A 25,599-nucleotide genomic window follows, 5' to 3' on the forward strand; every position below is an offset into this window, starting at 1 on the left:
CAGGAACTAGGAGCTGGGAGTTAAAATTTTACTTCCACGTTTTGGCGTTCTTTTTCATCAGTGATTTGGAAGAATTGATAATCTTTGAATCCGAGCATTTTGCCAAAAAAGTTGGTAGGGAAAACTTGCAGTTTGGTGTTGAAGTCTCTAACGTTGCCGTTATAAAAGCGGCGGGAAGCCTGAATTTTGTTTTCGGTGTCAGAGAGTTCATCTTGCAGTTGTAAAAAGTTTTGTGAGGCTTTTAATTCTGGATAGCTTTCAGCCACGGCAAAAAGAGATTTGAGCGCGCCGGAAAGAACATTTTCAGCTGCTGCTTTTTCTTCTATAGTGCCGGCGTTAAGGGCTTCGGCTCGTGCTTCGGTAACTTTGGTAAAAGTTTCACTTTCATGTTTGGAGTAACCTTTCACTGCTTCGACTAAATTCGGAATCAAGTCGTGACGACGTTTGAGCTGGACATCGATGTCTGACCAAGCTTCATCAGTGCGATTTTTGAAACGGATTAGTCCGTTGTAGGTCAAAATCAAATAAAGAGCGATAATAACAACTAGTACAATAATCACGATTAAAATGATACTTAAAAGATCCATAAAAGTTAGCTTTTATTAGTTAGAATTGTTATAATGATTTTGTTTAAATTATAGAGAATTTTTTACTTTTAGTCAAAAAAAATATGCCTATTTCTGCCAGCGTTTTTAAGGCCTACGACATTCGAGGTTTATACCCTCAGGAGATTGACGAGCAGGGAGCTTTTTTGATCGGACTTGCCTTTGCCAAAGTCTTCCAACCCAGGCGAGTGGTGGTCGGTCGCGACGTTAGAGATTGCAATGCCAAGATGCAAGCAGAATTGATCCGCGCTTTAGTAGAATCTGGAGTCGATGTGGTAGATATCGGGCAAATACCAACTGACATGATTTATTTTGTTGTTGGCAAATTTGGTTTTGATGGCGGTATAGTTGCCTCGGCTTCACATAATCCGGTTGGTTACGGCGGTATTAAGATGGTGGAAAAAGACTCTAAGCCGGTTTTTGCCGAGCACAAAATGCCGGAGATCCGCGATTTGGTTATGTCGGGAACACTTGCGTCACCAGGTTTATCGGGAAAGGTGGAGGAAAAAGACTATACCAGCGAATATTTTGACTTCATCTTGTCATTTATCGATCCGGAAGTTTTAAAGCAACAAAAAGTTGTTGCTAACGGTAACTTTGGTCCAAGTGGCAAGCTATTAGAAAAATTAGCCAAGGAACGCGGTCTGCCGCTGGAGATTGTTCCTCTAAATCTTAATCCGGACGGCAATTTTCCTAAAGGCCGACCCGACCCAATGGTGCCGGAAAACAGGGGAGAGTTTACTGCCTTGGCTAAAAGCAGCGGTGCCGACTTTGGTGTTTCTTGGGATGCTGACGGTGATCGTTGCTTCTTCTGTGATGGCAATGGTAATTTTTATGAGCCATGTTATATTACGGCATTTTTGGTTGAAGAAATGCTGAAACAGTACCCCGGTGCCAAAACACTTTATGATATTCGTTATGTTTGGGCGGTAAAGGCAGCGGCAGAGGAGCATGGCGGGACGGCGCTGCCAACACGTGTTGGTCGATCGTTTATCATGGATATAATGCGTCGGGAAGACGTTGTTTTTTGCGGTGAGTCCAGCGGTCATTATTATTTCAAAGATAATTATTACTCAGATAACGGCATGATACCGCTACTCTTGATCTGGCAGGCTGTCTCTGTTAGCGGTAAGAAATTAGGCGAATTGCTGGAAAATTACACTAAACGCTTTTTTGTTTCCGGAGAATTTAATACTACGGTTAGCGACGTTAATGCTAAAATTAGCCAAATAGCAGCAAGATATGCGGACGGGCAGCAAGATTTTACTGATGGAGTTTCGATTGCTTATGACGATTGGCGTTTCAATCTCAGGGGTTCTAATACTGAGCCATTATTGCGATGCAATATCGAGGCGAAAAGCGAGGAACTGGTTATCAGTAAAAAGCAAGAGTTGTTAGATTTATTAGCAAAAAATGACTAGATAGACTTTAGGAATTATTGCTCTTTTTCTTTTACCAAAATTACATTACAATATAGGGGTTATGATTGGTATATTTGATTCTGGGGTAGGTGGGTTGACTGTTGTTAGAGAGGTGTTAAAACAACTGCCCAATCAGCCGATTATCTATTTTGGCGATACGGCTCGGACGCCTTATGGCAACAAAGGTCCCAAAACTATTATCCGGTATTCGCAAGAGAATACCGACTTTTTGTTATCTAAGGGCGCCAGTGTTATTGTTATTGGTTGCAACACGGCATCAGCTGTTGCTGTTGAAGCTTTGCGGGAAAAGCATCCTGACGTGCCGATTTTGGAAGTAATCACGCCAGCTGTCAGTCGAGCGGTTGCAGTTACTAAAAACAAGAAAATTGGAGTTATTGGTACTCGGGCAACGATTGCTTCGCAGATTTATACCAAGAAAATTCAGGAGATTGATTCCAGTATTAAGGTATTTTCCGCTGCTTGTCCGCTCTTTGTTCCGCTGGTGGAAGAAAACTGGCTGACACGACCCGAAACAAAAATGATAGCTCGCAGATATTTAACTGATTTTAAGAATGTTGGTATTGATACGTTAATACTTGGCTGTACGCATTATCCCTTGTTAAAAGAGGTGATTTCCGCTAAAATAGGAAAAAGAGTGGTACTGGTTGATTCAGCAGAAGAAGTGGTTAAGGAAATTACGAATTACGAATTACGAATTACGAATAAGGAGGGTGATTCGAAGTTTTATTTTAGCGATTTGACCGAGCAAGTGGGTAAAATCAGCGCCAGATGGCTCGGTGGAAAAGTTGACCTTGAAGAAACAAATTTTGAAACAAAATAATTTTTATTTTATGATTTTTACGATAATAATTTTTGTCGCCGTCCTAGCGATATTGGTTTTGGTTCACGAGATCGGTCATTTTATTACTGCGCGTAAATTTGGTTGCGCCGTAGAAGAATTTGGTATTGGTTTTCCGCCGCAGGCAAAAAAATGGAAAAGCAAAAAAACCGGTATTAATTATTCTCTCAACTGGATTCCTCTTGGCGGTTTTGTTAAAATTAAAGGCGAAGACGGGGAAAATCGACAAGAAAACGACAGCTTTGGCAGTAAAAAGGTTTGGCAGCGGGCGATTATTTTGTCTTCGGGAGTGCTGATGAATATTGTTTTGGCAATAGTTTTACTTTCCATTGGTTTTGGTATTGGACTACCTTCAGCGCTACCTGATGATTTATCCGATCTGGGTCGAGCGCATGTCAAGGATGCTAAAATTCAAATTTATGCCATATCGGACGGTTCGCCGGCAGCAACAGCTGGTCTTCAAAGCGGTGATGCTTTGGTTAGTATTGACGGTAATAGTTTAAATAAGCTTGAAGACGTTCAGTCTTATATAGCCGGTAAAGACGGTCAGGAAATAAATTTGGCTTTACAGCGAGGGCAAGAAGATGTAAACGTAAAAGTTGTTCCGGTTTTTCGCGAGGAAATAGGCAAGGCTGGTATTGGTGTTGCATTAGCTCGAACCGGAATTGTGTCTTACCCTTGGTATTTGGCGCCGATAAAAGGAGCGGAAGCGACTTTTAGTTTATTTTGGGCGATTGTCGTTGCTTTTTATACGTTGATTAAAAATTTAGTAACTGGTATTCCGGTTGGTGCCGATGTCGCCGGTCCGGTGGGTATTGCGGTAATGACTGGTCAGGTGGCGCGCATGGGTTTTGTTTATTTATTACAATTCACTGCACTGCTTTCAGTCAATCTAGCAATTATCAATTTTTTACCTTTGCCAGCGCTTGACGGTGGAAGAATTCTGTTTTTGATTGTCGAAAAGATTCGTCGCCGTCCTATTCGTCAAGAAGTTGAGGCAGTGGTGCATAATATTGGTTTTATGTTACTGATAGGCCTGATGATTTTTGTTACTTTTCGTGACGTGATAAAATGGGGTGGAGGATTTTTTAGCAAAATATTTGGATAAAATAGGGTAAATTTATGTTAGACCAACTGAAAAAAATAGCCGACGAAGTAAAAGAACAGCTGAATAAAATAAAAAATTCAGAGGAACTTGCCGATCTTGAAGTTCGGATTCTTGGTCGTAAAGGCGAGCTAACCAACATTTTGCGTCAGCTTAAAGATCTATCGGAAGACGAACGTAAGAGCATTGGTCAGCTAGCTAATGATATCAAAAACGACTTAGTCGCTGGATTTACTGAAATAAAAAATCAGATCGACGGTAACAAGAAGGCAAGTGAGATCGACTTGACGCTACCGGGTAAGAAATTTGATATTGGTCATCTACATCCGATATCGCAAGTGCAGTATCATCTGGAAGATATTTTTTCTTCGCTTGGCTTTATTGTCGAAGACGGCCCGGATCTAGAGTCAGATTTTTTTAATTTCGAAGCGCTTAATTTTGCTCCTGATCATCCAGCGCGCGACATGCAGGACGCTTTTTATATTAAAGAAGAAAAAAATTACGATCCCAAAAATAAATTACTGTTGCGCAGTCAGACTTCGCCAGTACAAATCAGAGCGATGAAAAAACACGGCGCGCCGCTTCGCGTGATAGTACCTGGTCGATGTTTCCGTAACGAAAGCACTGATGTTCGTCATGAGCACACTTTTTATCAGCTGGAAGGTCTGATGATTGATAAAAATATCAGCATCGCCAATATGAAAAGCGTGCTGGAAATTATTGCCAAAAAATTATACGGTCCGGGAACCAAGGTTCGTTTCCGTCCCAAATTTTATCCTTTTGTCGAGCCGGGAGTAAATGGCGAAGTCAGTTGCTTTTTATGCCAAGGCAAAGGTTGCCGTCTGTGCAAAGATACCGGCTGGCTAGAAATATTTGGCGCTGGCATGGTGCATCCGAATGTACTGATTGCCGGTGGCGTGGACCCCAAAGAATACTCGGGATTTGCTTTTGGTTTTGGCCTCAATAGACTAGTCATGCTTAAATACGGTATCAACGACATCCGTTTGTTTATGAGCGGAGATAAAAGATTTTTGGATCAATTTTAAAAAAAAGAGATAAGCCCGGCGGATCCGGGTCCGGCTTCGCCGGAAATTAAGAATATAGAATCAATAATAGTATGTTGATTTCACTTAACTGGTTGAAAAAATTTATCGATATTCCCAAGGGCTTTACGCCGCAAGATCTAGCGGCCAAACTGACCATGTCGACGGTGGAAGTGGAGGGGATAAAAAAACAAGGTGAACTACTGGATAATGTTGTTGTTGCCAAGATTTTGGAAATAAAAGCGCACCCGAATGCCGATAAGCTAAAAATCGTTACAGTTGATACTGGTAGCGATAAGCTTGAAGTTGTTTGTGGCGGAATAAATCTGCGCAATGAAATGGTCGTTGCCTTTGCCCGCGTCGGAGCTTTTGTCCGCTGGCACGGAGAGGCCGAGGTAACAGAACTAAAACCAGCCAAAATTCGTGGTGTCGAATCTGCTGGTATGATTTGCGCTAGCGAGGAGATTGGTATTGATGGTGCGGTTCCTTGTGGTGAAGCGGAAGTTGCTGACCTAACCAATCTCAATCTAGAGATTGGTCAGCCGTTAGCCGAAGCGCTTGGACTAGATGATGTGATTTTGGAAGTAGATAATAAATCAATGAGCAATCGGCCGGATCTTTGGGGTCATTACGGCATAGCGCGAGAACTTTCCGCTTTGCTCAAAATAGATTTACAGGAATACAAAACTCCGGAAATAAAAGGCGGTCGAGGTAAAAAACTCAAAGTAGAAATAAAAGATAAAGATAAATGTCCACGCTATATCGGCGTGATAATCGAAGGAATAAAGATCGCTCCATCGCCAGCCTGGATGGCAAAATTGCTCGAAGCAGCAGGTGTGCGTCCGATCAACAACATTGTCGATATTACCAATTACGTAATGTTGGAGCTAGGCCAACCGATGCACGCTTTTGATTTACGCAAAGTCAGCGGCGCGACAATAGTTGTCGAAACCGCAGAAAGAGGCGAAAAATTTGTCACTCTGGACGGCGTCGAGCGTGATTTGGACGAAGACATGCTGCTAATCAAAGACGCCAAAAAAGGCGTAGCTCTTGCCGGTATCATGGGCGGAGAAAATAGTGAGATAAAAGATGATACAACGGCGGTATTATTTGAAGCGGCAAATTTTAAAGCTAGCAATATTCGTCAGACATCGATGAAACTAGGACTCCGCAGTGAGTCCAGCGCTCGGTTTGAAAAAGGCCTTGATCCGCTGCTAGCCGAAACCGCAATGCAAAGAGCAGTTGAACTAGTAAAAGAATTTATTCCTGAAGCAAAAATTTCCGGCAAGGTAGTTGACGAAAATAATTATGAGTTCAAAGCGCCGGAAATTGATTTGGATCTTGGTTGGTTAAACAATCGTCTAGGAACCGCGCTTACCAAAGAAGATGTGCTGGATATTTTGCAGCGTTTAAATTTTGAAATAAAAGAAAAAAAGGATCAACTAACCATCGTTGTTCCTTCTTGGCGCGCTACCGGCGACGTTTCTATTACTGAGGATTTACTAGAAGAAGTAGCGAGAATTTACGGCTACGACAATATCAAATCTGACGATCCGGTGTTACCGATGTCGCTACCGCAAGAAAATCGTGAACGAACAGTAGAACGAAAGATAAAAGATATCCTGGTTGGTCCGCTCGCTTTTACTGAGAGCTACAACTATTCTTTTGTTGATAAAAATAAAGTTGGTAACCTTGGCCTTTTAGCTGCCGATCATATCGAGTTAGCAAATTCTTTGTCAGAAGAACAAGGCTTACTACGCAACAGCTTGATTCCCAATTTAGTCAAAAACGTTGCCGACAATTTACGTTTTTATGATAGTTTCAAATTGTTCGAGCTAGACAGCGTGTTTATCAAAAATCTTGAAGGGCAGTATATCAAAATTATCGGTCAAGAAGAAAAATTACCTTTTCAAGAAAAATATCTGAGCGGCGTTGCTGTTGAGGCTGGAAACGATCAGCCATTCTATATCGTCAAAGGAGTAGTTGAGTCTTTGCTCGATCAGTTGCGTCTCGATTATTTTTGGCAGGTTCCAAAGAATATTCCCGCTTGGTGCGAAAAAACCAGAGCTATGCAAGTCGTTGTTCGAGGAAAGGTCTTGGGTTTGGTTGGTGAACTAGCCCGAACCGTGGCAGACAAGGTTGATATAAAGCCAGCGGTGGGGATATTTGAGCTAAACGCCGAGATGATAGCAAACGTTTATGACGACAACAAGGTTTATGAAGAAATATCCAAATATCCGTCGGTTTTACGCGACTTAGCTATTGTTTTGCCAGACGGCACGACTTGGGAAGATGTAAAAAAGGCTGTAAAAAAAGTCGGTGGGGAACTAGTTTCGGATATCGAATTGTTTGATGTGTACCAAGGTGATAAAATAGAGGCAGGGCATAAGAGTCTTGCTTTCCATCTGGTTTTTTCCTTGCCAGACAGAACTCTGACAGCCGAAGAGGTAGGGCAGGTAGAAAAAAAGGTTGTTACAGAACTAGGTAACAAATTTAAAGCCAGGGTGAGATAAAGCAGTTTGTATAAAAAAATTAAAATAAAAATAAAATAATATGCTAGAAAACTCCAAAGACCTTCTTTATATCGTTATTTCTTTTTGTGTTTTGTGGCTGACGGCATTTTTATGCTGGATGATTTATTATATAGCGATGCTGCTTAAGCAGGGTTATGATGTGGCTAAAAGTATTAGACAAAAAGTGGAAAAGGTGGAAGGTTTGATCGATCTAGCTAAGAGCAAATTAGAAAAATCTACGTCGCATTTGGCTTTAGTTTCTGAAGGCGTAGCGCAATTGGTGAAATATCTAATCAATAAGAAACAAGAGGCGAAAACCAAAAATAAAAAAAAGTAGTTTTGATAACACGGGCTATAAAGCATGTAACATATAACAAAAAGCATCAATTTTTGTTGTGCGTTACATGTTTTATGTTTTACCTAATATATGAATTTTGTCCATCTTCATACCCATTCTCACTATAGCTTGCTTGACGGTCTGGCTAAACTTGATGATGTAATCAAAAAGGCTAAAGATAACGGCATGACGGCTTTGGCGCTTACCGATCACGGTGTGATGTATGGTGCTATTGAGTTTTATCAAAAATGTAAAAAAGCCGGTATCAAGCCGATTATCGGTGTTGAAGCCTATTTAGCTTCAGGCGGACATCAAAATAAAAGATCGCGGATTGACGAAGTGAATTATCATCTCATTTTACTTGCCAAAAATCAGACGGGATACAAAAATTTATTAAAATTAGTTTCCATCGCTCATCTTGAGGGTTTTTATTACAAACCACGCATTGATTGGGAATTACTAGAAAAATATCACGAAGGAATTATCGCTTGTTCGGCTTGCATTCAGGGTGAAGTACCGCGGGCGATACTTGGCGGCGATGAGAAAAAAATAGAAGAAACTATTTTACGGTATAAAAATCTCTTTGGTCCTGGTAATTTTTATTTCGAGCTGCAGAGCAATCCCGGTATTCCAGAGCAAGCGTTAGTAAATAAAGGTTTAGTTGAATGGTCAAAAAAGCTTGATGTACCAATGATTGCTTCCAATGACATTCATTATCTCAATAAAGAAGACGACGAAGCTCATGATGTTTTGATTTGTTTGCAAACCAAAAGGAAAAAAGAAGAAAGCGATCGTATGTGTATGCTAGGTGATGACTTTTCTTTGCGTACGCCAGAAGAAATGGTTCATACTTTTGCTGATTATCCGGAGGCGTTAGAAAATACCCAAAAAATCGCTGATTCCTGTAATCTGGAGATTGAACTTGGCAAAATCAAATTGCCGCGTTACGATCTGCCGGAAGGAAAAACAGCCATGGAATATTTGGAAGAGCTGGCCAGAAATGGCATCAAAAAAAGATTTGGCGACAATAATGTTGATTCAAGGGTAGAAGAGCGGCTGCGCTATGAACTGGAAGTTATCGGTAGGACGGGATTTGCTTCTTATTTTTTGATTGTTGCTGATTTTGTAAACTGGGCAAAAGATAACGGGATTGTCGTGGGTCCTGGTCGTGGTTCGGCCGCTGGTTCATTAGTATCTTATTTGATTAATATTACTAATATAGACCCGATCAAGTACGATTTACTTTTTGAGAGGTTTTTGAATCCAGAAAGAATCTCTATGCCCGATATTGATCTTGATTTTGCCGATACCCGTCGTGACGAAGTTATTCGTTATGTGGAAAATAAATACGGCAAGGATCATGTTGCTCAGATTATTACTTTTGGAACAATGGCAGCGCGTGTTGCCGTCCGCGATGTTGGCAGAGTACTCGGTTATCCTTACGCCTTTTGTGATAAAATGGCAAAGTTAATTCCGATGTTTTCTACCTTGGATGAAGCGCTGGAAATAGAGCCAGAACTGAAAAAACTTTATGATAGTGATCCGGAGGCAAAAAAAGTCATCGATACCGCCAAGAAAATGGAAGGTGTCGCTCGACATTCATCCACCCATGCTTGTGGTGTTTTAATCACGCCGGATCCTTTGACCGAATATGTTCCCATCCAATATTCTAGTTCTGGCGACGATGTTATTATCTCGCAGTATTCACTTCATCCAGTTGAAGATCTCGGTCTGCTAAAAATGGATTTTTTAGGTTTGAAAAATTTGACTATTTTGGAAAACACCATCAACATTGTTGAAAAAATACATGGCGAGAAAAAAGATTTGAACAATTTACCTTTGGAAGATGTAAAAACTTTTGAGCTTTTGCGTCGCGGTGAGACTACCGGCGTGTTTCAGTTGGAGTCCGGAGGCATGAAGCGTTATCTTAAACAGCTTAAACCAAACCAACTGGAGGATATTATCGCTATGGTGGCGCTTTATCGTCCGGGACCAATGGAGTTTATTCCTGATTTTATTGATGGTAAACACGGCAGGAAAAAGGTTCAGTATTTGCATCCTAAGCTAGAGCCGATACTTGCTGGTACTTACGGTGTGGCGGTTTATCAGGAACAAGTGTTGCGTATGGCACGGGATTTGGCCGGTTTTACTCTTGGCGAAGCAGATGTATTGCGCAAAGCTGTCGGTAAAAAAATTGCCAGTCTTTTGCAGGAGCAGCGAGAAAAGTTTGTTGCTGGTTGCGTCAAAAACAGTATGGATAAAACTACGGCAGAAAAGATATTCGACTTTATCGAACCGTTTGCTCGTTATGGATTTAACCGTGCTCACGCTGCCTGTTATGGCATGATTGCTTATCAAACCGCTTATTTTAAGGCTAATTATCCGGCGGAATTTATGGCTTCATTATTGACCTCCGATAAAGATAATATGGATAGAATCGCCATAGAAATTGAAGAATGTTCACGAATGGGCATTGAAGTTTTACCGCCAGATATTAATGAGAGTTACTCGACTTTTACCGCAGTGGCAGCCAGTTTGGAAAGCGACAAACCACGTATTCGTTTCGGGCTTAATGCTGTAAAAAATTTGGGCGAGGCAATCGCTAAAGCAATCATCCATGAACGCAAAGCCAACGGTCAGTATAAAAATTTTGAAGATTTGTTGTCCCGGGTACGGTCAAAAGATTTGAACAAGAAGTCAATTGAAAGTTTGGCGAAATCAGGAGCTTTAGATAACCTGATCGAACGTAATCAAATTATTTACAATATAGAGAAAATTTTGGTTTTTATTAAAGATGTTCAGCAAGAACAAGATTCTTCGCAGGCTAGTTTATTTGCCGCTTCCACTATTGGACCAAAATTATCATTACAACTTGAACGAGCGCCGGAGAGTACAAAAAAAGAACGTCTGACTTGGGAAAAGGAATATTTAGGAATTTATATCTCAGGTCATCCGTATAAAGAATATGAGCTAGAGTTGCGCGATTTGACTACTCCTTGCGCCAACTTGCAGATTTTAAAAAATAAAGGCGAGGAAGTGGTTCGTGTTGGCGGTATTATCACGACGATGAAGAAAGTATTTACCCGCAGCAACGATCCAATGCTTTTTGTTAAAATTGAAGACACTTCTGGCGCTACTGAGCTTATTGTATTTCCCAAGACTCTGCAGACCACCAGTCATATATGGCAGGAAGAAAAGGCGGTTATTACTGAAGGCAGAATATCAGATAAAGACGGAGAACTTAAAATAGTGGTAAATAAAGCAGCAGAGGTAAGACTTGATATTATTGACAAAATAGTGTCAGAGTATAACGGTCCAATAAAAATTAGAGGTAATGGTGGTGGTTATAGTGGTAACGGTAATGGCGGTTATTATAACGGTAATAATAATGGTTATACTAATAATAATGCAATTAAGTCATCCAGCCGTATTCCTGACCGCGTAGTGATCAAATTTGATCAGCCGCCTAATCATGCAATGGCTGATAATCTGAAAGAGATTTTTAGTAAATATCCTGGTGACTATATTGTATATCTTTTGATTAACAATAACGGTAGATGGCAGAGATTAGAAACTCCTTATCGGGTTAATTATAATGAAAACTTTCGTGATGAAATAGCACAGATGGTTGGTTGGGGTAATATCAAGTTGGACTAATAAAAGGTTTTGTTGTATAATTTAGGCGGAAACACAATATAACTAACTTTTTATTTTTTTGTATGTCAAGAAAGCCGGCTATACCAAAAATTAAAGGAGTAAAAAGTAAAGGACGTGAGTCGTCCGCAGGTCTTTATCGTAAGGTGGTGATAAGCTTCGTAGTTTTGACCGCAATATTAATTTTAGTTATTTTATATTTTTCTTTTGTTTCCACGGAAATATCCTTGATTCCTAGGCCGCAAAAACATGACATTAGTTTTACTGTTGAGGTTATGGAAGGTGAGGACGGATTATTAACGGATCAAATCAACGGCGTATTTTTTGAAAAAGAGGTGACTGGAGAAAAAGAATTCATGGCTAGCGGCAGCAAACCAGTTGCTTCCGGAGAAATAGGACGAGTGAAAATTACTAATAATTATCGTCGTTCTCAGCCATTAGTTGCTACTACCAGATTGCTTTCAGCTGACCAAACGTTGGTAAGGATTAGTAGTCGAGTGGATATTGCGCCGGGAAAATCTGTTGAAGTGGATGTTTACGCCGACAATCCAAAGATATTAGAAGGTAGGACTATTCCGGCGGGAACAAAATTTACCATTCCCGGATTGCATCCTTCATTACAAGACAAAATTTATGCAGAAGCGGTTTCCCCGATTGGTTTAGGTGAGAAAAAGGTGTTGATAGTAACCGATGATGATATCGTTCGTGCTAAAGACGAACTTTTAAAACAACTTGAAGCTCAAAGTTTCGCCGAACTAGGTTTGGATAGTAAAGTAGCAAAGGCGGTTGTATTGGAAGAAAAAGAAAGTGAAATAGATGCCAGAGCTGGTGATGAAAAAGAAAGATTTAGGGTAAAAGTTAGAGCTTTGGTTCGCGGTGTATTTTTTGATAAAGACAGCCTTTTACGTTTAGCGGAAAATAAATTAAAAAGTGGAGTACCAATCGAAGAACAATTAATAGGAGTGGATTATGATTCTTTGGTTTATTCAATCGAAAAATTAGATACCAAGGCGAAAGCTGCTTCGATAAAAGTTCAGTTTTCTGGTACCTCAGTGATTCATCTTAATAGCCCGGTCATTGCTAAAGAAAAACTAAAGGGTATGAATAAAGGACAATTAGAAAATTATCTTTCTGGTCAAAATACCATCGAATCTTTTCAGGTAAAGTTTTTTCCTTTTTGGGTAAAAACAGTGCCGCAACTCATGGACCATATCAATATTAGAGTGCAAGAAAACGAATAACGTTTAAATGTTGACAAAAAAAATATAAGTATTAAAATAAATAAATAAAGGTGATTGGGGTGTCCACCAAACATCCTGCCTATTTTTTGGCATTATAACGCTTTAAAGCTATAGCTAAACCTTTAAATAACCAAGTGTTTCGCATTGGAGCGAAAAAATTGGGTGGAACCGCGGGGATAGTAAAAGCCTCGTCCCAAAAGCATTCGTTGTTAATGAGTGTTTTAGGGATGGGGCTTTTTAGTAGAAAGTTATAAAGTTTAAAGTTCAAAGAAAAATTTAATTGAACTTTATAACTTTTTACTTTTGGTTGTTTTAACAACCAATCCCGCCTAGGCGGGATGCCGGCAAAGCCGGCACTTTATAATTATTATTTAAAACCTATGTCGAAACAAGAACAATCAATCGATAAAATTCGTCACTCATTATCGCACATCATGGCGATGGCGGTACTAAAAAGTTTTCCCAAGGCCAAAATAGCTATTGGTCCGATGATAGAAAATGGTTTCTATTATGATTTTGACGTTGAGGGGTTAAAAGAAGAAATGCTGCCAGAGATTGAATGGGAGATGAAAAAGATTATTAAATCTGGTATTAGTTTTGAAAAAAGCGAAATGTCTTTTGCTGATGCTAGGCGGTTTTTTGAAAAGCAGCCTTATAAGCTGGAGTTGATTGATGAGCTGGAGAATAATGGTGAGAAAAACGTTTCGATTTACAAATCCGGAGATTTTACCGACCTTTGTAAAGGTCCGCACGTTGATTCGGAAAAAGATTTGGCAGGGGTGGCTTTCAAGCTAGATAAACTGGCTGGCGCTTATTGGCGGGGGAGCGAAAAAAATAAAATGTTGACCCGTATTTACGCTTTAGCTTTTACTTCTGCTGAAGATCTTAATCATTTTTTAAATTTACGAGCTGAAGCAGAAAAAAGAGATCATCGTGTTATTGGAAAAGAATACTTCCTTTTTGATCCGGTAGTAGGTCTGGGGTTGGCTATGTGGAAACCAAAAGGAGCACTGCTTTGGAGAATAATAGAAGATTTTTGGTATAAGAAGCATTTAGACAGCGGATATGACTTGGTTCGTAGTCCTCATATTGGCAGTCGTATTTTATGGGAAACATCAGGCCACTGGAATTTTTATAACGATAGTATGTATCCGGTTTTGGAGGTTGGTCGTTCACTGAAAGATTATCAAGATAACGATCATGTCGCTGAAAAGAACAAAGAAGAATATTTGTTAAAACCAATGAATTGTCCTTTTCATGTAAAGATTTACAAATCAGAGCCACACTCCTATCGAGATTTACCTTGTCGTTGGGCTGAATGCGGTACGGTATATAGATATGAAAAATCTGGGGAATTATCCGGGTTGACTCGCGTTCGTGGCTTTACTCAAGACGATGCTCATATTATATGTCGTAAGGATCAAATTGAAGAAGAGTTGAAAATGGTTGCTATGTTTATTAGGGAATATTTTGAAGCGTTTGGTTTTTATGACTATAAGGTATATTTGTCGGTTCGCGATCCAAATAATAAAGAAAAATATGCCGGTAATGACGAAGGCTGGAAGTTTACCGAAGAAATCTTGGAAAAAGTTGCTAAAGATTTAAAACTTGACTACATCAAAGAAGAGGGTGAGGCGGCTTTTTATGGTCCAAAATTGGATTATAAGATTAAAGATGTTCTTGGTCGTGAATGGCAGTGTTCAACGTTACAGTTCGATTTTAATTTACCGGAAAGATTCGACATGACCTTTGTTAATTCTGAGGGTAAAGAGGAGAGACCTTATATGTTGCATCGAGCGTTAATGGGTTCTTTTGAAAGATTTATGGGGTTATTGATTGAGAATTATGCAGGGGCTTTTCCGGTTTGGCTCTCACCGGTACAGATAAAGATCGTTTCGGTTGGTTCGGCGCACGTTGATTTTTGTGAGCAATTAGCCGGAGAATTTAAAGCACTCGGTATTCGCGTAGAAGTCGATGATCTCAACGAGACCGTCGGTAACAAGATTCGTAAGGCTACGGGAGAAAAAGTGCCGTATATGCTAGTGATCGGTGACAAAGAAATAGCTAGTGATAAACTACAGGTTCGTGTTCGCGGACAAAAAGATGTGGTAGAATACAGTAAAGACGAGTTTAAAAAGATGATTTTGGGCAAAATCGTTACTCGCGATAAAGAATTAAAATAATAAAAATATGACCAAAGCATTAACATTTTTTCTTTGTTTGTTTTTGGTTTTGAACTTTTTTGTTCCAATCGGGTCTTTTGCCGAGAGTGATGTCAATCAGTCAGATGATTCGGCTAGTAGTGAAGTAGCGGGTAATGGTAACGTCAACACTGACGCTACTGGTGATCCGCAGGGAAATCCCGCGATAAATGAGTCGACGGGCGAGGAGATTTTAATTAATGAATTGTTTGATAGCGGATCGGTAAATGAGCCGGTATCGGGAGAAAAAGAAAAAAAGAAAAAAGAAATTATTCCGGCAAGTTTTGGTTTAGTAAAAGGAGAGCCGATAGTTTTACCGGGAAATCCTTTATATTTTATTAAAGATGCTTGGCGTAAAGTAAAGATATTTTTTACTTTTGATCAGGTGAAAAAACAAGATTTGCGTTTAGAGCAGATGAACGATCGTTTGAGTGAAGTGGAGGAGCTTTTTAACCAGCCGGCTGATCCCAAAAGTCAGCAAGTAATAAAAAAAGCTTTGGATAAATATCAGAAAGAATCCGAAAAAGTTAAGGCTGGACTAATTAAGGCCAAAGAAGAATTGAAAAAAAATGACCAAGTAAATGAGCTACTTAGCAAAAATACCAGTGATGAGTTGAGTCGAGAATATATACTAAAAAAATTGGAGGATAAAAGTGGATTACAAGACTCAGTAAAAAATGAGATTCGTAGCGTTATTGATGATTCGGCTAACTGGTTAGCTACTTTAGTTTCGTTAATGCAGGATCCAAAAGCCATCGAACAAAGTTTGACCGAGGCAGCGGGGACTGGCAGTGTTGAACAACGCGCTTACAATCTGGATACCTTGAAGCAATTAGAGCAAAAGACAGTGTCTAGCACCAAATCTATTATTGAGCAGGTACTAGAAAAAAGTCGTGAGCAACTAAAAAATGAATTAGAAAAGAGCGATTCGGTTATAAATGATAATTTGATGAACGAGTTTATCAATTCGAAGTAATTGGTATGCAGGAAGCAGTATACGGTATGCAGGGGCTAAGTATATTTCCTGTATACTGTATACTTATCCCCGTATACCTTACCTATGAAACCTAAATTTTATATAGTCACACTTGGTTGTCAGATGAATAAAAGCGATTCGGAAAGAATGGCTGGTTTTTTTGAAAAAATAGGATGTGTTGCCACCGATAGTGAAGCTAAGGCCAACATTTTAGTGGTAAACACTTGTTCGGTGAGACGTGCGCCAGTAGATCGCTCTTTTGGCTTTGCGCGTAAATGGAAAAAGTGGCAAAAGAAAAATAGTAAAATATTAACGATTTTAACTGGTTGTATTTTGCCGCCGGATCGCAAAGAACTGGAAAGTAAGTACGACGTTGTTGTCGGTATTGGGGAATATAGCAAGGTAAAATTGGCGGTAAAGAAAAAATACGGTTTGAAAAAAAATAGTATAAAAGGAGAGTACGATGATTATTTAGATATTATGCCGCATCATCATAGTGATTTTTCGGCCTTTGTACCAATAATGACGGGCTGTAACAATTTTTGTGCTTATTGCGCGGTGCCATATGTCCGTGGTCGAGAACGCAGTCGGTCTTTACGCGATGTTTTGACCGAAATTAGGCAGCTGGCTAAAAAAGGATTTTTGGAAATAACTTTGCTGGGACAAAACGTGAATGCTTATCAGCCCAAGGATAAAAAGAATTTTTCCAAAAAAAATCCCTATCGTCATAATTTTGCCGCATTACTTTGGGAGATTGATAAGATAAAAGGAGCTGAAAGAATATTTTTTACCGCACCGCACCCCAAAGATATGACTGACGAAGTGATTGATGCTTTGGCGCTACCAAAAATGGTGAATTATTTGCATTTGCCTTTACAGTCTGGAGACGATCATGTTTTACGTCAGATGAACCGTCACTATACGGCAAAATATTATTTAGGCTTGATCAAAAAAATAAACAGGAAGTGTCCAGGCATTGCTCTTGGTACGGACATTATTGTTGGTTTTCCTGGTGAGACAAAAAAACAATTTTTGAATACTCTCAAGGTTTATCGTCAGGCTGATTTTGACATTGCTTATCCGGCACGATACTCTGCTCGTCCCGGTACGGTGGCGGCAAAGATGAAAGATAATGTTTCTCTGACGGAGAAAAAAAGACGTTGGCTGGAGGTGCAAAAATTGATGGAAAAAAATACTTTACAAAAAAATAAAAAATATAAAGGCAATGTAGTTTCGGTCTTGGTGGACGGTTTTAGTAAAGGTAGATATTGTGGTAATAGTTCGGAGATGAAGAGAGTAGAATTCTCCAGTGACAAAAACCTGATTGGTAAAATTGTTGATGTAAAAATAGATGAAACGCTTACTTGGATTTTGCGCGGTCATTTAGTAAAATAATTTTTTATGAATGGCAAAAAGCTAAAAGCCGAAAAAAGGGAGAAAAAGAGCCTGAAGGCTAAAAAATTTAATAAAAAATCCGGTACACTAGCCGGTCAGGTAAAAAGAATGCAGATTAATAAAAGTTATCGTGGAGACGTGAAGAAATTTTGATAAAAAGATAAAGGACCTTTGTAATCAAGGTCCTTTGTGGGGGCGCGCGCCAGACCAGATGGGTGAGGCGCGGTTTGAAGTTTTGTAAAGGGAAGCTTTTGGGACATTAGCTAGATTGATTTCTAGCAAAACACGATTATTGGGATAGAGTGACCGATTCCACACACGGTCTTGTTGGTGTGAAATGCACTGCCACTTAACCGTTACCCCGCTAAAAGCGTTCCCTCTGAACCTGGTTCGTTGGACAGAGATTCGTCGTTGTCGTTGCAGCGAAATACTTCGCCACGTTTATTATAATACAATATTTAATCTTTTTTAGCTAGTATGAATAATGTGGATAAAAAAATAATTGTGGTTTTGGGTCCAACATCATCTGGAAAAACCAGGATTGGTGTTAAATTAGCCAAAAAATTTAACGGCGAAATAATCTCGGCTGATTCAAGACAAGTGTATAAAGGTATGGATGTGGGAACGGGGAAGGATTTAAAAGAGTACAGGGTGGTAAGCAGTGGGCACAGGGTGGGAAAAATTACTTACCATCTGATTGACGTGGTTGGTCCTAATACCGAATTTAACGTGGCTAAATTTCAAAAATTGGGTTATGCTGCGATTGAAGATATTTTGCAGCGAGGCAAGATACCAATGATTGTTGGCGGGACAGGATTATATATTAGCGCAATTACAGAAGGTTATGTATTAAGTGAAAGGTCGAAAGTAAAAAGTAAAAAAGTGAGGCGAAGTCTCGAACCATTAACCTTGAAACAACTTTTGGTGCGATTAAAGAAGATTGACCCTAAGACGTATAAAATTATTGATAAAAAAAATCGACGGCGTGTGCAAAGGGCGTTAGAAATATTTTATGAAACGGGGAAAACTAAATCTGAAGTTGAGGGTAAAAATAAACCACCTTATGATTTTTTGAAGATTGGTCTTATTTACCCACGTGAAGTGATCTTTCGGCGAATCGATAAAAGACTTGAAGACAGGCTAGAAAAAGAAAATATGATCGGTGAAGTAAGGCGTTTGCATAAAAATGGTGTTAGTTGGAAGCGACTGGAGGCATTCGGTTTGGAATATAAATGGCTAGCAAGATATTTGCAAAAGAAAGTTGGCTATCAGGAAATGGTGGCGGGGCTCGCCCAAGAAATAAAAAATTTTTCCAAAAGGCAAATAATCTGGTTTAAACGTGATAAAGATATTATTTGGACCAATGATTACGATAAAATTAAAAAAACGGTTAGTGAATTTTTAAATTAAAATGAAAAACATAGAATTAAAATTAAAGCTCAATGACTTTGCCAGAGTTAAGCGCTCTGCCAGAGCGGCCGGAGTAAAAGAGATTAGTGTTTTATATCAAACTGATACTTATTTTAATGTTGCTTCCGGCAGACTAAAATTACGAGAAATAAATGGCAAAGTTTTTGAACTGATAAATTATTTCCGTTCCGATAAGAAGAGCTCAAAACTTTCCAGTTATGAAATATTTAATCTAAATAAAGACCAGGCGATGTTGTTTAAAAAGGCTTTGTCTAGGATTTTGGGGATAAGGGTGACGGTAAAAAAGAAAAGGAATTTGTGGCTTCACGAGCACACGAGAATACATTTTGATCAGGTGTCAGGGCTAGGTAAATATCTGGAGCTAGAGACTGTTTTGTGGCAAAGTAATTCTGCTGCGCAAAAGGAACATAAGAAGGTTATTAAGATGCTTGGTTTGGATAAATATAAAAAAATAGCGGTTTCGTATAACGATTTACTTTTAGGCAAAAAATAGCAAAAAATAACGCTTCGTCGTTTGGCGAAGCGTTATTTTAGATTTTAGTTTTTAGCTTAATTTTTCTTTTAGTAGTTTTTGTACGGTTTCAGGATTGGCTTTGCCTTTGGTTTCTTTCATTGCCAGACCAACGAAATACTGGAAAACGCTGCTTTTGCCGCTTTGATATTGTTGTACCTGTTCAGGGTTATTTTCTATAATTTTATCAATTACCGCGTTTAGTTCATCAACATTGTCGTTTTGCGACAGATCTTGTTCGTCCATGATATGGCTGGGATCGCCACCAGTATTAAACATGATTTTTAGTATTTTTTGAGCAGAGGAAGAGTTGACCTTGTTTTGGTAAATCAAAGTGATAAACTCGGCAAAATTTTCCGGAGTGATTTTTAGATTAGAAAAATCAGACTTGGATTCATTGGTTAGTTTGAAAAGTTCAGAGGTAACCCAACCGCCAACTAACTTTGTCATTTTTTTCTTGTTTGTACTCCAAATTTCTTCGTCGGTTCCTTCGACTCCTTCCAGTGAGCTAAGCCATTCGCGCAATTCGGAGACGGTGTTTTCAGTAAAAGAAGCTAAATGTTTATCGGCGGTGATTAATTTTGCATCTTCATGACTAAAACCATATTCTAAAATAAAACGTTCGCGCTTTTTGACCGGTAGCTCTGGCAGTTGTGCCGTTATATTTTCGTAAAAGCTTTGGTCAAAGGTGATTGGCGGCAGATCTGGCTCGGGGAAGTATCGGTAATCATGGCTTTCTTCTTTACGGCGTTGAGACACGGTCCGTTGTTTAGCCTCATCCCAACCTCGAGTTTCTTGGATTATTTTTTCACCTTTTTCTAGTAGCTCGGTTTGACGTTTGATTTCATAATCTATAGATCTTTCGACGGTACGGAAAGAATTAAGATTTTTTATTTCTACTTTAGTGCCAAGTTTTTTAGTTTTTTCTGGTCGGACGGAAATATTTACTTCGCAGCGCATCTGACCTTTTTCCATGTCGGCGTCAGCTACGTTTAGGGTACGTAAAATCAGCTGTAACTCTTGGCAGAACATTTTGGTTTCCGGACCACTTTCCATATCCGGTTCGGTGACGAGCTCTACTAGTGGCGCGCCGGCACGGTTGAGGTCAACCAGACTGGATGTCTTGTCACTACTGTGTTTGAGCGAGCCAGTATCTTCTTCGAGATGAATATGATTGATACGGATTTTTTTTTCATTGATGACAAGATATCCGCCTAGACACGGAGGATTGGCAGTCGAAGTGATTTGGTAGCCTTTTGGTAAATCCGGATAAAAGTAGTTTTTTCTTTCAAAATTAAACTTTGATGCCAGCTTGCAGTTTAAGGCTAAACCAACTAGGGCAGTCCGTTCAATTGCTTGTTTATTGATTACCGGCATGGCTCCGGGTTGAGCGGTGCAGACCGGGCAGATATTTTTATTCGGCTCATCCAGATCGACGTTGGCGCAAGAACAAAACATTTTTGATTTGGTTTTGAGGTGGAAGTGGATTTCCAGACCAATTGTAGGCAAATATTTCATAGTTATTTAATTTTAGCATAAATAAAACGCGCGGGGAAGAAGATTTTTAGTCCAATATTTTGAAATAAATCAAAAAAATTGTCTGTTGGCAACCGACTTTTTTCGTAAGTAATTATTAAATTATTTTTTTGACCTCTTGCCAAACCAGCTCAGCAATTTTTTCTTTAGTCATTATTTGTCCATTTTCAACGCATTCGATTAGAGCAAATCCTGGGTAATTTTTTCCAATATCCAGATAAGTTTGTTCGGCAGCTTTTAGATGGTTGATGTCATTTTCATGGATGTCGCGTTTTTTTTCTCCGATGTATTCACGTCGTCCTTTGCCGTCAACCATTTTTTGGGATATTTCCGCGGCAACATGGAGAATAATATTGATGTCTGGTTTTGGTATTTTAAAAATTTCGTATTCTAGGTTATACAACCAGTCGAGATATTCTTTTCTTTTTTGGGCATCAATAAATTTTGCTCCTTGATGACCCATATTTGCCGCTACGTAGCGGTTGGAAACAATAATTTTTCCTTCAGCCAACCATCGACGCATATCAAAACTAGCAGCATATCTGTCGGTAGCGTAGAAAATAGAAGCTACTTTTGGATCAACATCATTTGTTCCGCCATATTTACCATTAAGATATTCTTCGACCAATCCGGCTGATTTTTGGCCGTAGCGCGGAAAGTCGGTTACTTCAACGTTATAACCGTCGGTTTTTAGTCGATTAACCAATATTTCCGTCTGAGTGGCTTTGCCTGAACCGTCAGTGCCATCGATGACTATTAATTTTCCAACCATATTTTTTTAAATTATTCTGATTTTTTTTCGTTGTTTTGACGAGCGGCGTATGGATTGAAGACAAAATCTTTACGATCCATAGTGGCTGCCCAGGAAATACCGGTTTGATCCATGTCAACGCGGATGTATTTGGCTAGCAGTGGTTGGACGCTGTTCAATTTTTGCCAGCAGAGCTGAGCAATACGTCTGTATGAAGCGTGGCCTTTTTTGCCGCTACGTAGAGAGATAAAATGATGTAGTTCGCGTAAGTTCCAGGTAAATAGCGTCCGATGGCGAAAAGCTAGCGGTACCAAGTATCCGGCTTCAAAAGGAAACTTGGTACTGATTTTTTGGTAAGCGTCAGCAGCGGCATCCATGGCTTTTTTGTAATCATCGCCAAATCCAGCCTCGACAATTTCGTCCGGAGTTTCGTAGCCGTGAACAGCGGTGACTAATTGGTTAGTTTGCGTGCACATACGGTGACGTTGGACGTCGCGGAAAGCACCGTAGTCCATTAGGATGTCAAAAGTATAATAGATGTGTTCAAATTCACGTAAGGGCGCGTCAAAGGTAGCACGGCGATTCAGCGCCTCGTCGATGATTTTTTCTTTTTGATTCGTTGTCATTTGCTTTACTTGTTCGATTATTTGCTGATAGGGAATGTCTGAGAAGCGGTAAAGCAGGGCGGCAATCAGTTTATTCTCAGCGTCGGTGTCGTAGTCGACGATATTTACCGGTTCTTCGGTTGGTTGGATTTGTTTTCTATTAAATATTTCAGAAGCGATATTTTTCAGGGATTTGCCGGTAGCTTTTTGGTATTCGTTAATATCGGCGAATTTGATCAATGTCGGCACTTCGGCAATGCCGGCATTTTTTATATCTTCGCCAATATTATTCATTTCCTGGAGTGGATGAGAAAGTAGTTTGACTATCAAGTGTTCGAGCGTTCTGGCGTTCACTGTCATGCCAAGATTAGTTAGTGTACCGGCCGGCAGTAAGTAACGGGCGTTATCGCAGGTACGAGATTTGCAAACACTGGCATAAATTTTTTCGCCTTGTTCTGGAGTTGGCGGATATTTATTTTTAATAAACTCGCCTAACGGACCCATGATTTTTTCGTAAGTATCAAAAAGCAGATTGATAGTATTTTTGTATAAATCGGCAAATTCCGAGTTCATTATGTTTTCCGGGTAATAACATCGGTCGCGGGTAAAGATTTGATAGCGAGTAGATTTTTCAGTGAAAGAAGCGAGACGGCAATCCTCGATGATTTTGGTGGCAATAATAGAAACGTTTTCCATGGCAATGGAAAGGAAGGCATGTTCGGCAACAGAGGAATGGCCATAGCCGACTACCCACTTTTCATGAAATTCCGCTGATTTGGCTTCGGTTAGCTCTTTAGCAATTTCGTCAAAAGACTCTGGACTACGTGAACATTTGGCGAAAGTCACGGCGCGGACTTCGGGCATAAGTTCGTGGCTAAGAGTGTAGATACGGCGGACATTAGACATAAAATTGGGGCTAGGAATTAGGAGTTGGGAACTAGGATCTAGGAACTAGGAATGCTAATAAATAAGGAAATTGAGAAATTGTCTCCCTTCGGGAGATGTCCCGAAGGGACAGAAATTAAGAAATAATTTTTACTCTGGACTGTGGACTGTGGGCTCTGGACTTGGGATCCCGGACCGATTTTATTTTCCGGTTGAGCCGTAGCCACCGCGACTGTTGCTTTGCATTTGATCAGTTTCTTCCCATTCGGTTTTATCGATACGGATAAAAACGGCTTGCCCGATGCGTTCGCCTCGGTCAATCGTTACTTTATTGTCCGTGAAATTATAGACTTGCAAAAGAATCTCGTCTTTTTCACCGCAATAGTCTTGATCAACTATACCCAGGCCGTGGGGAATTAGTAGACCTTTTCTTTTCGGTGTGCTGGAACGAGGAACTATTGCTAGCATATAGCCGGGAGGTGTTTCGATGATTAAGTTGGTGGGAATCACGGAGACGGTTTTAGCAGGTATAGTCATGGCTGTCCTGCTATATAAATCAAAAGCTACCGACCCGGGAGTTTGATAGTCGGGTAGTGGCAAATCTTTTTCGATTCTCTTTATTTTAACTTTCATTGATTTTTTTTAATATCTTTTCGATTTGTTCTTGCAATTCTGCTAGAGTGCCGTTGTTGGTGATGGTAAGATTAGCGGTTTGACCAGTGGGGCCGATTTCGTTTTCGGCTTCGGCGTGTTGTTCAACTTGAAACTCAGCAAAGGTTTTGTTTTTATCATCGGTGTTTTCGCCACGGTCAATAATTCTTTGGTAGCGGATTTTTTCATCAGCCGTTAGGTAGATGAGGTAAAATCCGGGAATTTCTTTGAGATAGCTTATATCGGCCAGACGGCGAACGCCGTCGACGGTAATAATTTGTGCTGGATCATTTTTTACGTCTTCAGCTATAACTTTGGCAAAAATATTTTCGTTAAAATTTTGCCGCAAGATCATCGAGAGATTTTGCATGTTTTTACGGTTGATCTCAAGATATAGGCGATCTAAAACATCTCGCAGGATGGTTGAGAAACGATAAGACGGAGCGTTGTATTTTTCTTTTAGATATTTGCAGGCGGTGCCTTTGCCGCTGACCATCTCACCGACAAAACCTAATATTATTTTTTTTGCCATATTTTACATGTTATCGTAGTGAACCATTTCTGAACTTAATAATTCATAAATCACTCCAGCTTGGGAAAAAATATCTTTACTACGTTCGCCGGCATGATAGTCAAATTCGCACACCACGCGTTTGATACCGGAATTAATAATCATTTTGGCGCAGGTGTAACAAGGAGTCATTTTACAATAAAGAGTGCCGTTTTCTAAAGAGATGCCTAGACGGGCTGCTTGGCAGATAGCATTTTGTTCGGCGTGAGTAGTGCGGATGCAATGTTGACTTTCATGACCGTCGGGATGACGAACGACGTGAAATTCGTGACCGACTTCGTCGCAGTGATCGCAGCCAGAGGGTGAACCCACATAGCCGGTGACCAAAAGTTGTTTGTTTCTCGCAATGCAACAACCGCTTCTACCTCGATCACAAGTAGCACGAGCTGCCGCCGCGCGGGCAATACCCATAAAGTATTCATCCCATGATGGTCGCGTATAAGTGTTTTCTGACATAAAAAAAGAGATTAGTTTATAGCCTCCTAGTTAGTTTATTTTATCAGAACGAAACGGGCGGGGAAAGGGGATAACTAAAAAATCCGCTTTTGCGGCGGATTTTTTAGTTATAGATCGGTTATAGAAGTTGTTTTAAGCGGCATTGATACGAATGCCGGGACCCATAGCTGTGCAAACAGTAATACTTTTTATGTAAGTACCTTTAGACGATGATGGTTTGGCTTTTTTTACCGACTCGATAAAGGCGTTGAAGTTTTCAGTCAGCTTTTCCTTGCCAAAAGAGACTTTGCCGATTATTTGGTGGATATTAGAAGTAGCATCGTTTTTGAAGGTAATTTTCCCTTTTTTCAATTCCTCGACTGTTTTTTTGATATTAGTGGTAATAGTTTCGTTTTTTGGCGATGGCATCAAGCCTCGAGTGCCGAGAATTTTGGCAATAGCGGCTAGTTTTGGCATCATATCCGGAGTGGCAATGGCGACATCAAAATCAGTTTTTTCCGTCTTTTTGATTTCGGCGATCAGTTCTTCGCCGCCAACTATATCGGCGCCAGCGGTGCGAGCGTCAGCTTCCTTGTCTGACGGGACAAAAGCGGCGATCTTTTTGGTTTTGCCGGTGCCGTGAGGCAGGGTGATAGTACTGCGGAGTTGCTGGTCGCTTTTTTTAGGATCAATACCAAGGTTAAGATGAACCTCGACACTGGAATCGAACTTTTCTTTGCCACTGGATAAAACCAAATCCAAGGCTTCGGTCAGGGAGTAAGTTTTAGTTTTGTCGATCTGGGATAAGATTTCTTGATAACGCTTTCCGTGTTTTTTCATATTAATATTTTTTAGGTGGTGCTAGCGTCTCGC

Annotated in this window: 22 protein-coding genes; 14 read left to right on the forward strand and 8 right to left on the reverse strand. The window is 40.0% G+C overall.

Going from position 1 to position 25,599, the window contains the following annotated elements:
- Nucleotides 1–20: 20 nt before the first annotated feature.
- Nucleotides 21–587 carry a LemA family protein gene (locus tag WC310_00895; GenBank protein ID MFA5358360.1) on the reverse strand — a complete coding sequence of 189 codons (567 nt, stop codon included), beginning with the start codon at nucleotides 585–587 and terminating at the stop codon, nucleotides 21–23.
- Nucleotides 588–670: 83 nt separating this feature from the next.
- Between WC310_00895 and WC310_00900 the strand changes: the two genes are divergently transcribed.
- The 14 genes from WC310_00900 to WC310_00965 all read left to right on the forward strand — a co-directional run bounded on the left by WC310_00900 (nucleotide 671) and on the right by WC310_00965 (nucleotide 19,274).
- Entirely contained in the window at nucleotides 671–2,026 is a 1,356-nt protein-coding gene (locus WC310_00900; GenBank protein ID MFA5358361.1) for a phosphomannomutase/phosphoglucomutase, read from the forward strand.
- Nucleotides 2,027–2,087: 61 nt separating this feature from the next.
- Entirely contained in the window at nucleotides 2,088–2,867 is a 780-nt protein-coding gene (murI, locus tag WC310_00905; protein ID MFA5358362.1) for a glutamate racemase, read from the forward strand.
- Nucleotides 2,868–2,877: 10 nt separating this feature from the next.
- Nucleotides 2,878–3,993: an RIP metalloprotease RseP gene (rseP, locus tag WC310_00910; protein MFA5358363.1), complete on the forward strand. Its 1,116-nt coding sequence runs from the start codon at nucleotides 2,878–2,880 to the stop codon at nucleotides 3,991–3,993.
- Between the two features lie 14 nt (nucleotides 3,994–4,007).
- Complete coding sequence (gene pheS / locus WC310_00915; GenBank protein MFA5358364.1) at nucleotides 4,008–5,036, forward strand: phenylalanine--tRNA ligase subunit alpha; 1,029 nt, start codon at nucleotides 4,008–4,010, stop codon at nucleotides 5,034–5,036.
- A 71-nt stretch (nucleotides 5,037–5,107) separates the two neighbouring features.
- Entirely contained in the window at nucleotides 5,108–7,546 is a 2,439-nt protein-coding gene (pheT, locus tag WC310_00920; protein ID MFA5358365.1) for a phenylalanine--tRNA ligase subunit beta, read from the forward strand.
- Between the two features lie 40 nt (nucleotides 7,547–7,586).
- Nucleotides 7,587–7,883, forward strand: coding sequence for a hypothetical protein (locus WC310_00925; protein MFA5358366.1), 297 nt, complete (start codon nucleotides 7,587–7,589; stop codon nucleotides 7,881–7,883).
- 90 nt (nucleotides 7,884–7,973) lie between these two features.
- Nucleotides 7,974–11,540: a DNA polymerase III subunit alpha gene (locus WC310_00930; protein ID MFA5358367.1), complete on the forward strand. Its 3,567-nt coding sequence runs from the start codon at nucleotides 7,974–7,976 to the stop codon at nucleotides 11,538–11,540.
- A gap of 62 nt (nucleotides 11,541–11,602) precedes the next feature.
- The gene (locus WC310_00935; protein MFA5358368.1) at nucleotides 11,603–12,778 is read left to right on the forward strand and encodes a hypothetical protein; all 1,176 of its coding nucleotides are present in this window, start codon (nucleotides 11,603–11,605) and stop codon (nucleotides 12,776–12,778) included.
- Nucleotides 12,779–13,158: 380 nt separating this feature from the next.
- Nucleotides 13,159–14,961, forward strand: coding sequence for a threonine--tRNA ligase (thrS, locus tag WC310_00940; GenBank protein MFA5358369.1), 1,803 nt, complete (start codon nucleotides 13,159–13,161; stop codon nucleotides 14,959–14,961).
- A gap of 7 nt (nucleotides 14,962–14,968) precedes the next feature.
- A complete protein-coding gene (locus tag WC310_00945; protein ID MFA5358370.1) occupies nucleotides 14,969–15,955 on the forward strand; it encodes a DUF5667 domain-containing protein in 987 nt (328 codons plus the stop codon).
- 84 nt (nucleotides 15,956–16,039) lie between these two features.
- Nucleotides 16,040–17,350, forward strand: coding sequence for a tRNA (N6-isopentenyl adenosine(37)-C2)-methylthiotransferase MiaB (miaB, locus tag WC310_00950; protein MFA5358371.1), 1,311 nt, complete (start codon nucleotides 16,040–16,042; stop codon nucleotides 17,348–17,350).
- 6 nt (nucleotides 17,351–17,356) lie between these two features.
- A complete protein-coding gene (locus WC310_00955) occupies nucleotides 17,357–17,503 on the forward strand; it encodes a hypothetical protein (GenBank protein ID MFA5358372.1) in 147 nt (48 codons plus the stop codon).
- Between the two features lie 324 nt (nucleotides 17,504–17,827).
- Complete coding sequence (gene miaA / locus WC310_00960) at nucleotides 17,828–18,760, forward strand: tRNA (adenosine(37)-N6)-dimethylallyltransferase MiaA (GenBank protein MFA5358373.1); 933 nt, start codon at nucleotides 17,828–17,830, stop codon at nucleotides 18,758–18,760.
- A 1-nt stretch (nucleotide 18,761) separates the two neighbouring features.
- Nucleotides 18,762–19,274, forward strand: a complete 513-nt coding sequence (locus tag WC310_00965; GenBank protein ID MFA5358374.1) for a class IV adenylate cyclase — start codon at nucleotides 18,762–18,764, stop codon at nucleotides 19,272–19,274.
- Nucleotides 19,275–19,325: 51 nt separating this feature from the next.
- On the opposite strand, the gene gatB is transcribed toward WC310_00965, so the two are convergent.
- The 7 genes from gatB to rplA form a co-directional block, all read right to left on the reverse strand.
- Entirely contained in the window at nucleotides 19,326–20,810 is a 1,485-nt protein-coding gene (gene gatB / locus WC310_00970; protein ID MFA5358375.1) for an Asp-tRNA(Asn)/Glu-tRNA(Gln) amidotransferase subunit GatB, read from the reverse strand.
- A 115-nt stretch (nucleotides 20,811–20,925) separates the two neighbouring features.
- Nucleotides 20,926–21,600: a thymidylate kinase gene (locus tag WC310_00975; GenBank protein ID MFA5358376.1), complete on the reverse strand. Its 675-nt coding sequence runs from the start codon at nucleotides 21,598–21,600 to the stop codon at nucleotides 20,926–20,928.
- 11 nt (nucleotides 21,601–21,611) lie between these two features.
- Nucleotides 21,612–23,090 carry an FAD-dependent thymidylate synthase gene (locus WC310_00980; GenBank protein MFA5358377.1) on the reverse strand — a complete coding sequence of 493 codons (1,479 nt, stop codon included), beginning with the start codon at nucleotides 23,088–23,090 and terminating at the stop codon, nucleotides 21,612–21,614.
- Between the two features lie 180 nt (nucleotides 23,091–23,270).
- The gene (gene dut / locus WC310_00985) at nucleotides 23,271–23,702 is read right to left on the reverse strand and encodes a dUTP diphosphatase (GenBank protein MFA5358378.1); all 432 of its coding nucleotides are present in this window, start codon (nucleotides 23,700–23,702) and stop codon (nucleotides 23,271–23,273) included.
- Entirely contained in the window at nucleotides 23,692–24,252 is a 561-nt protein-coding gene (locus tag WC310_00990) for an AAA family ATPase (GenBank protein MFA5358379.1), read from the reverse strand. Before WC310_00990 ends, dut begins: the two co-directional genes overlap by 11 nt.
- A 3-nt stretch (nucleotides 24,253–24,255) precedes the next feature.
- Nucleotides 24,256–24,747, reverse strand: a complete 492-nt coding sequence (locus tag WC310_00995) for a cytidine/deoxycytidylate deaminase family protein (protein ID MFA5358380.1) — start codon at nucleotides 24,745–24,747, stop codon at nucleotides 24,256–24,258.
- 132 nt (nucleotides 24,748–24,879) lie between these two features.
- Entirely contained in the window at nucleotides 24,880–25,566 is a 687-nt protein-coding gene (gene rplA, locus WC310_01000) for a 50S ribosomal protein L1 (GenBank protein ID MFA5358381.1), read from the reverse strand.
- Nucleotides 25,567–25,599 lie beyond the last annotated feature (33 nt).

This window comes from Patescibacteria group bacterium, assembly GCA_041653535.1.
GTDB lineage: Bacteria > Patescibacteriota > Patescibacteriia > JACRDY01 > JACRDY01 > JBAZFH01.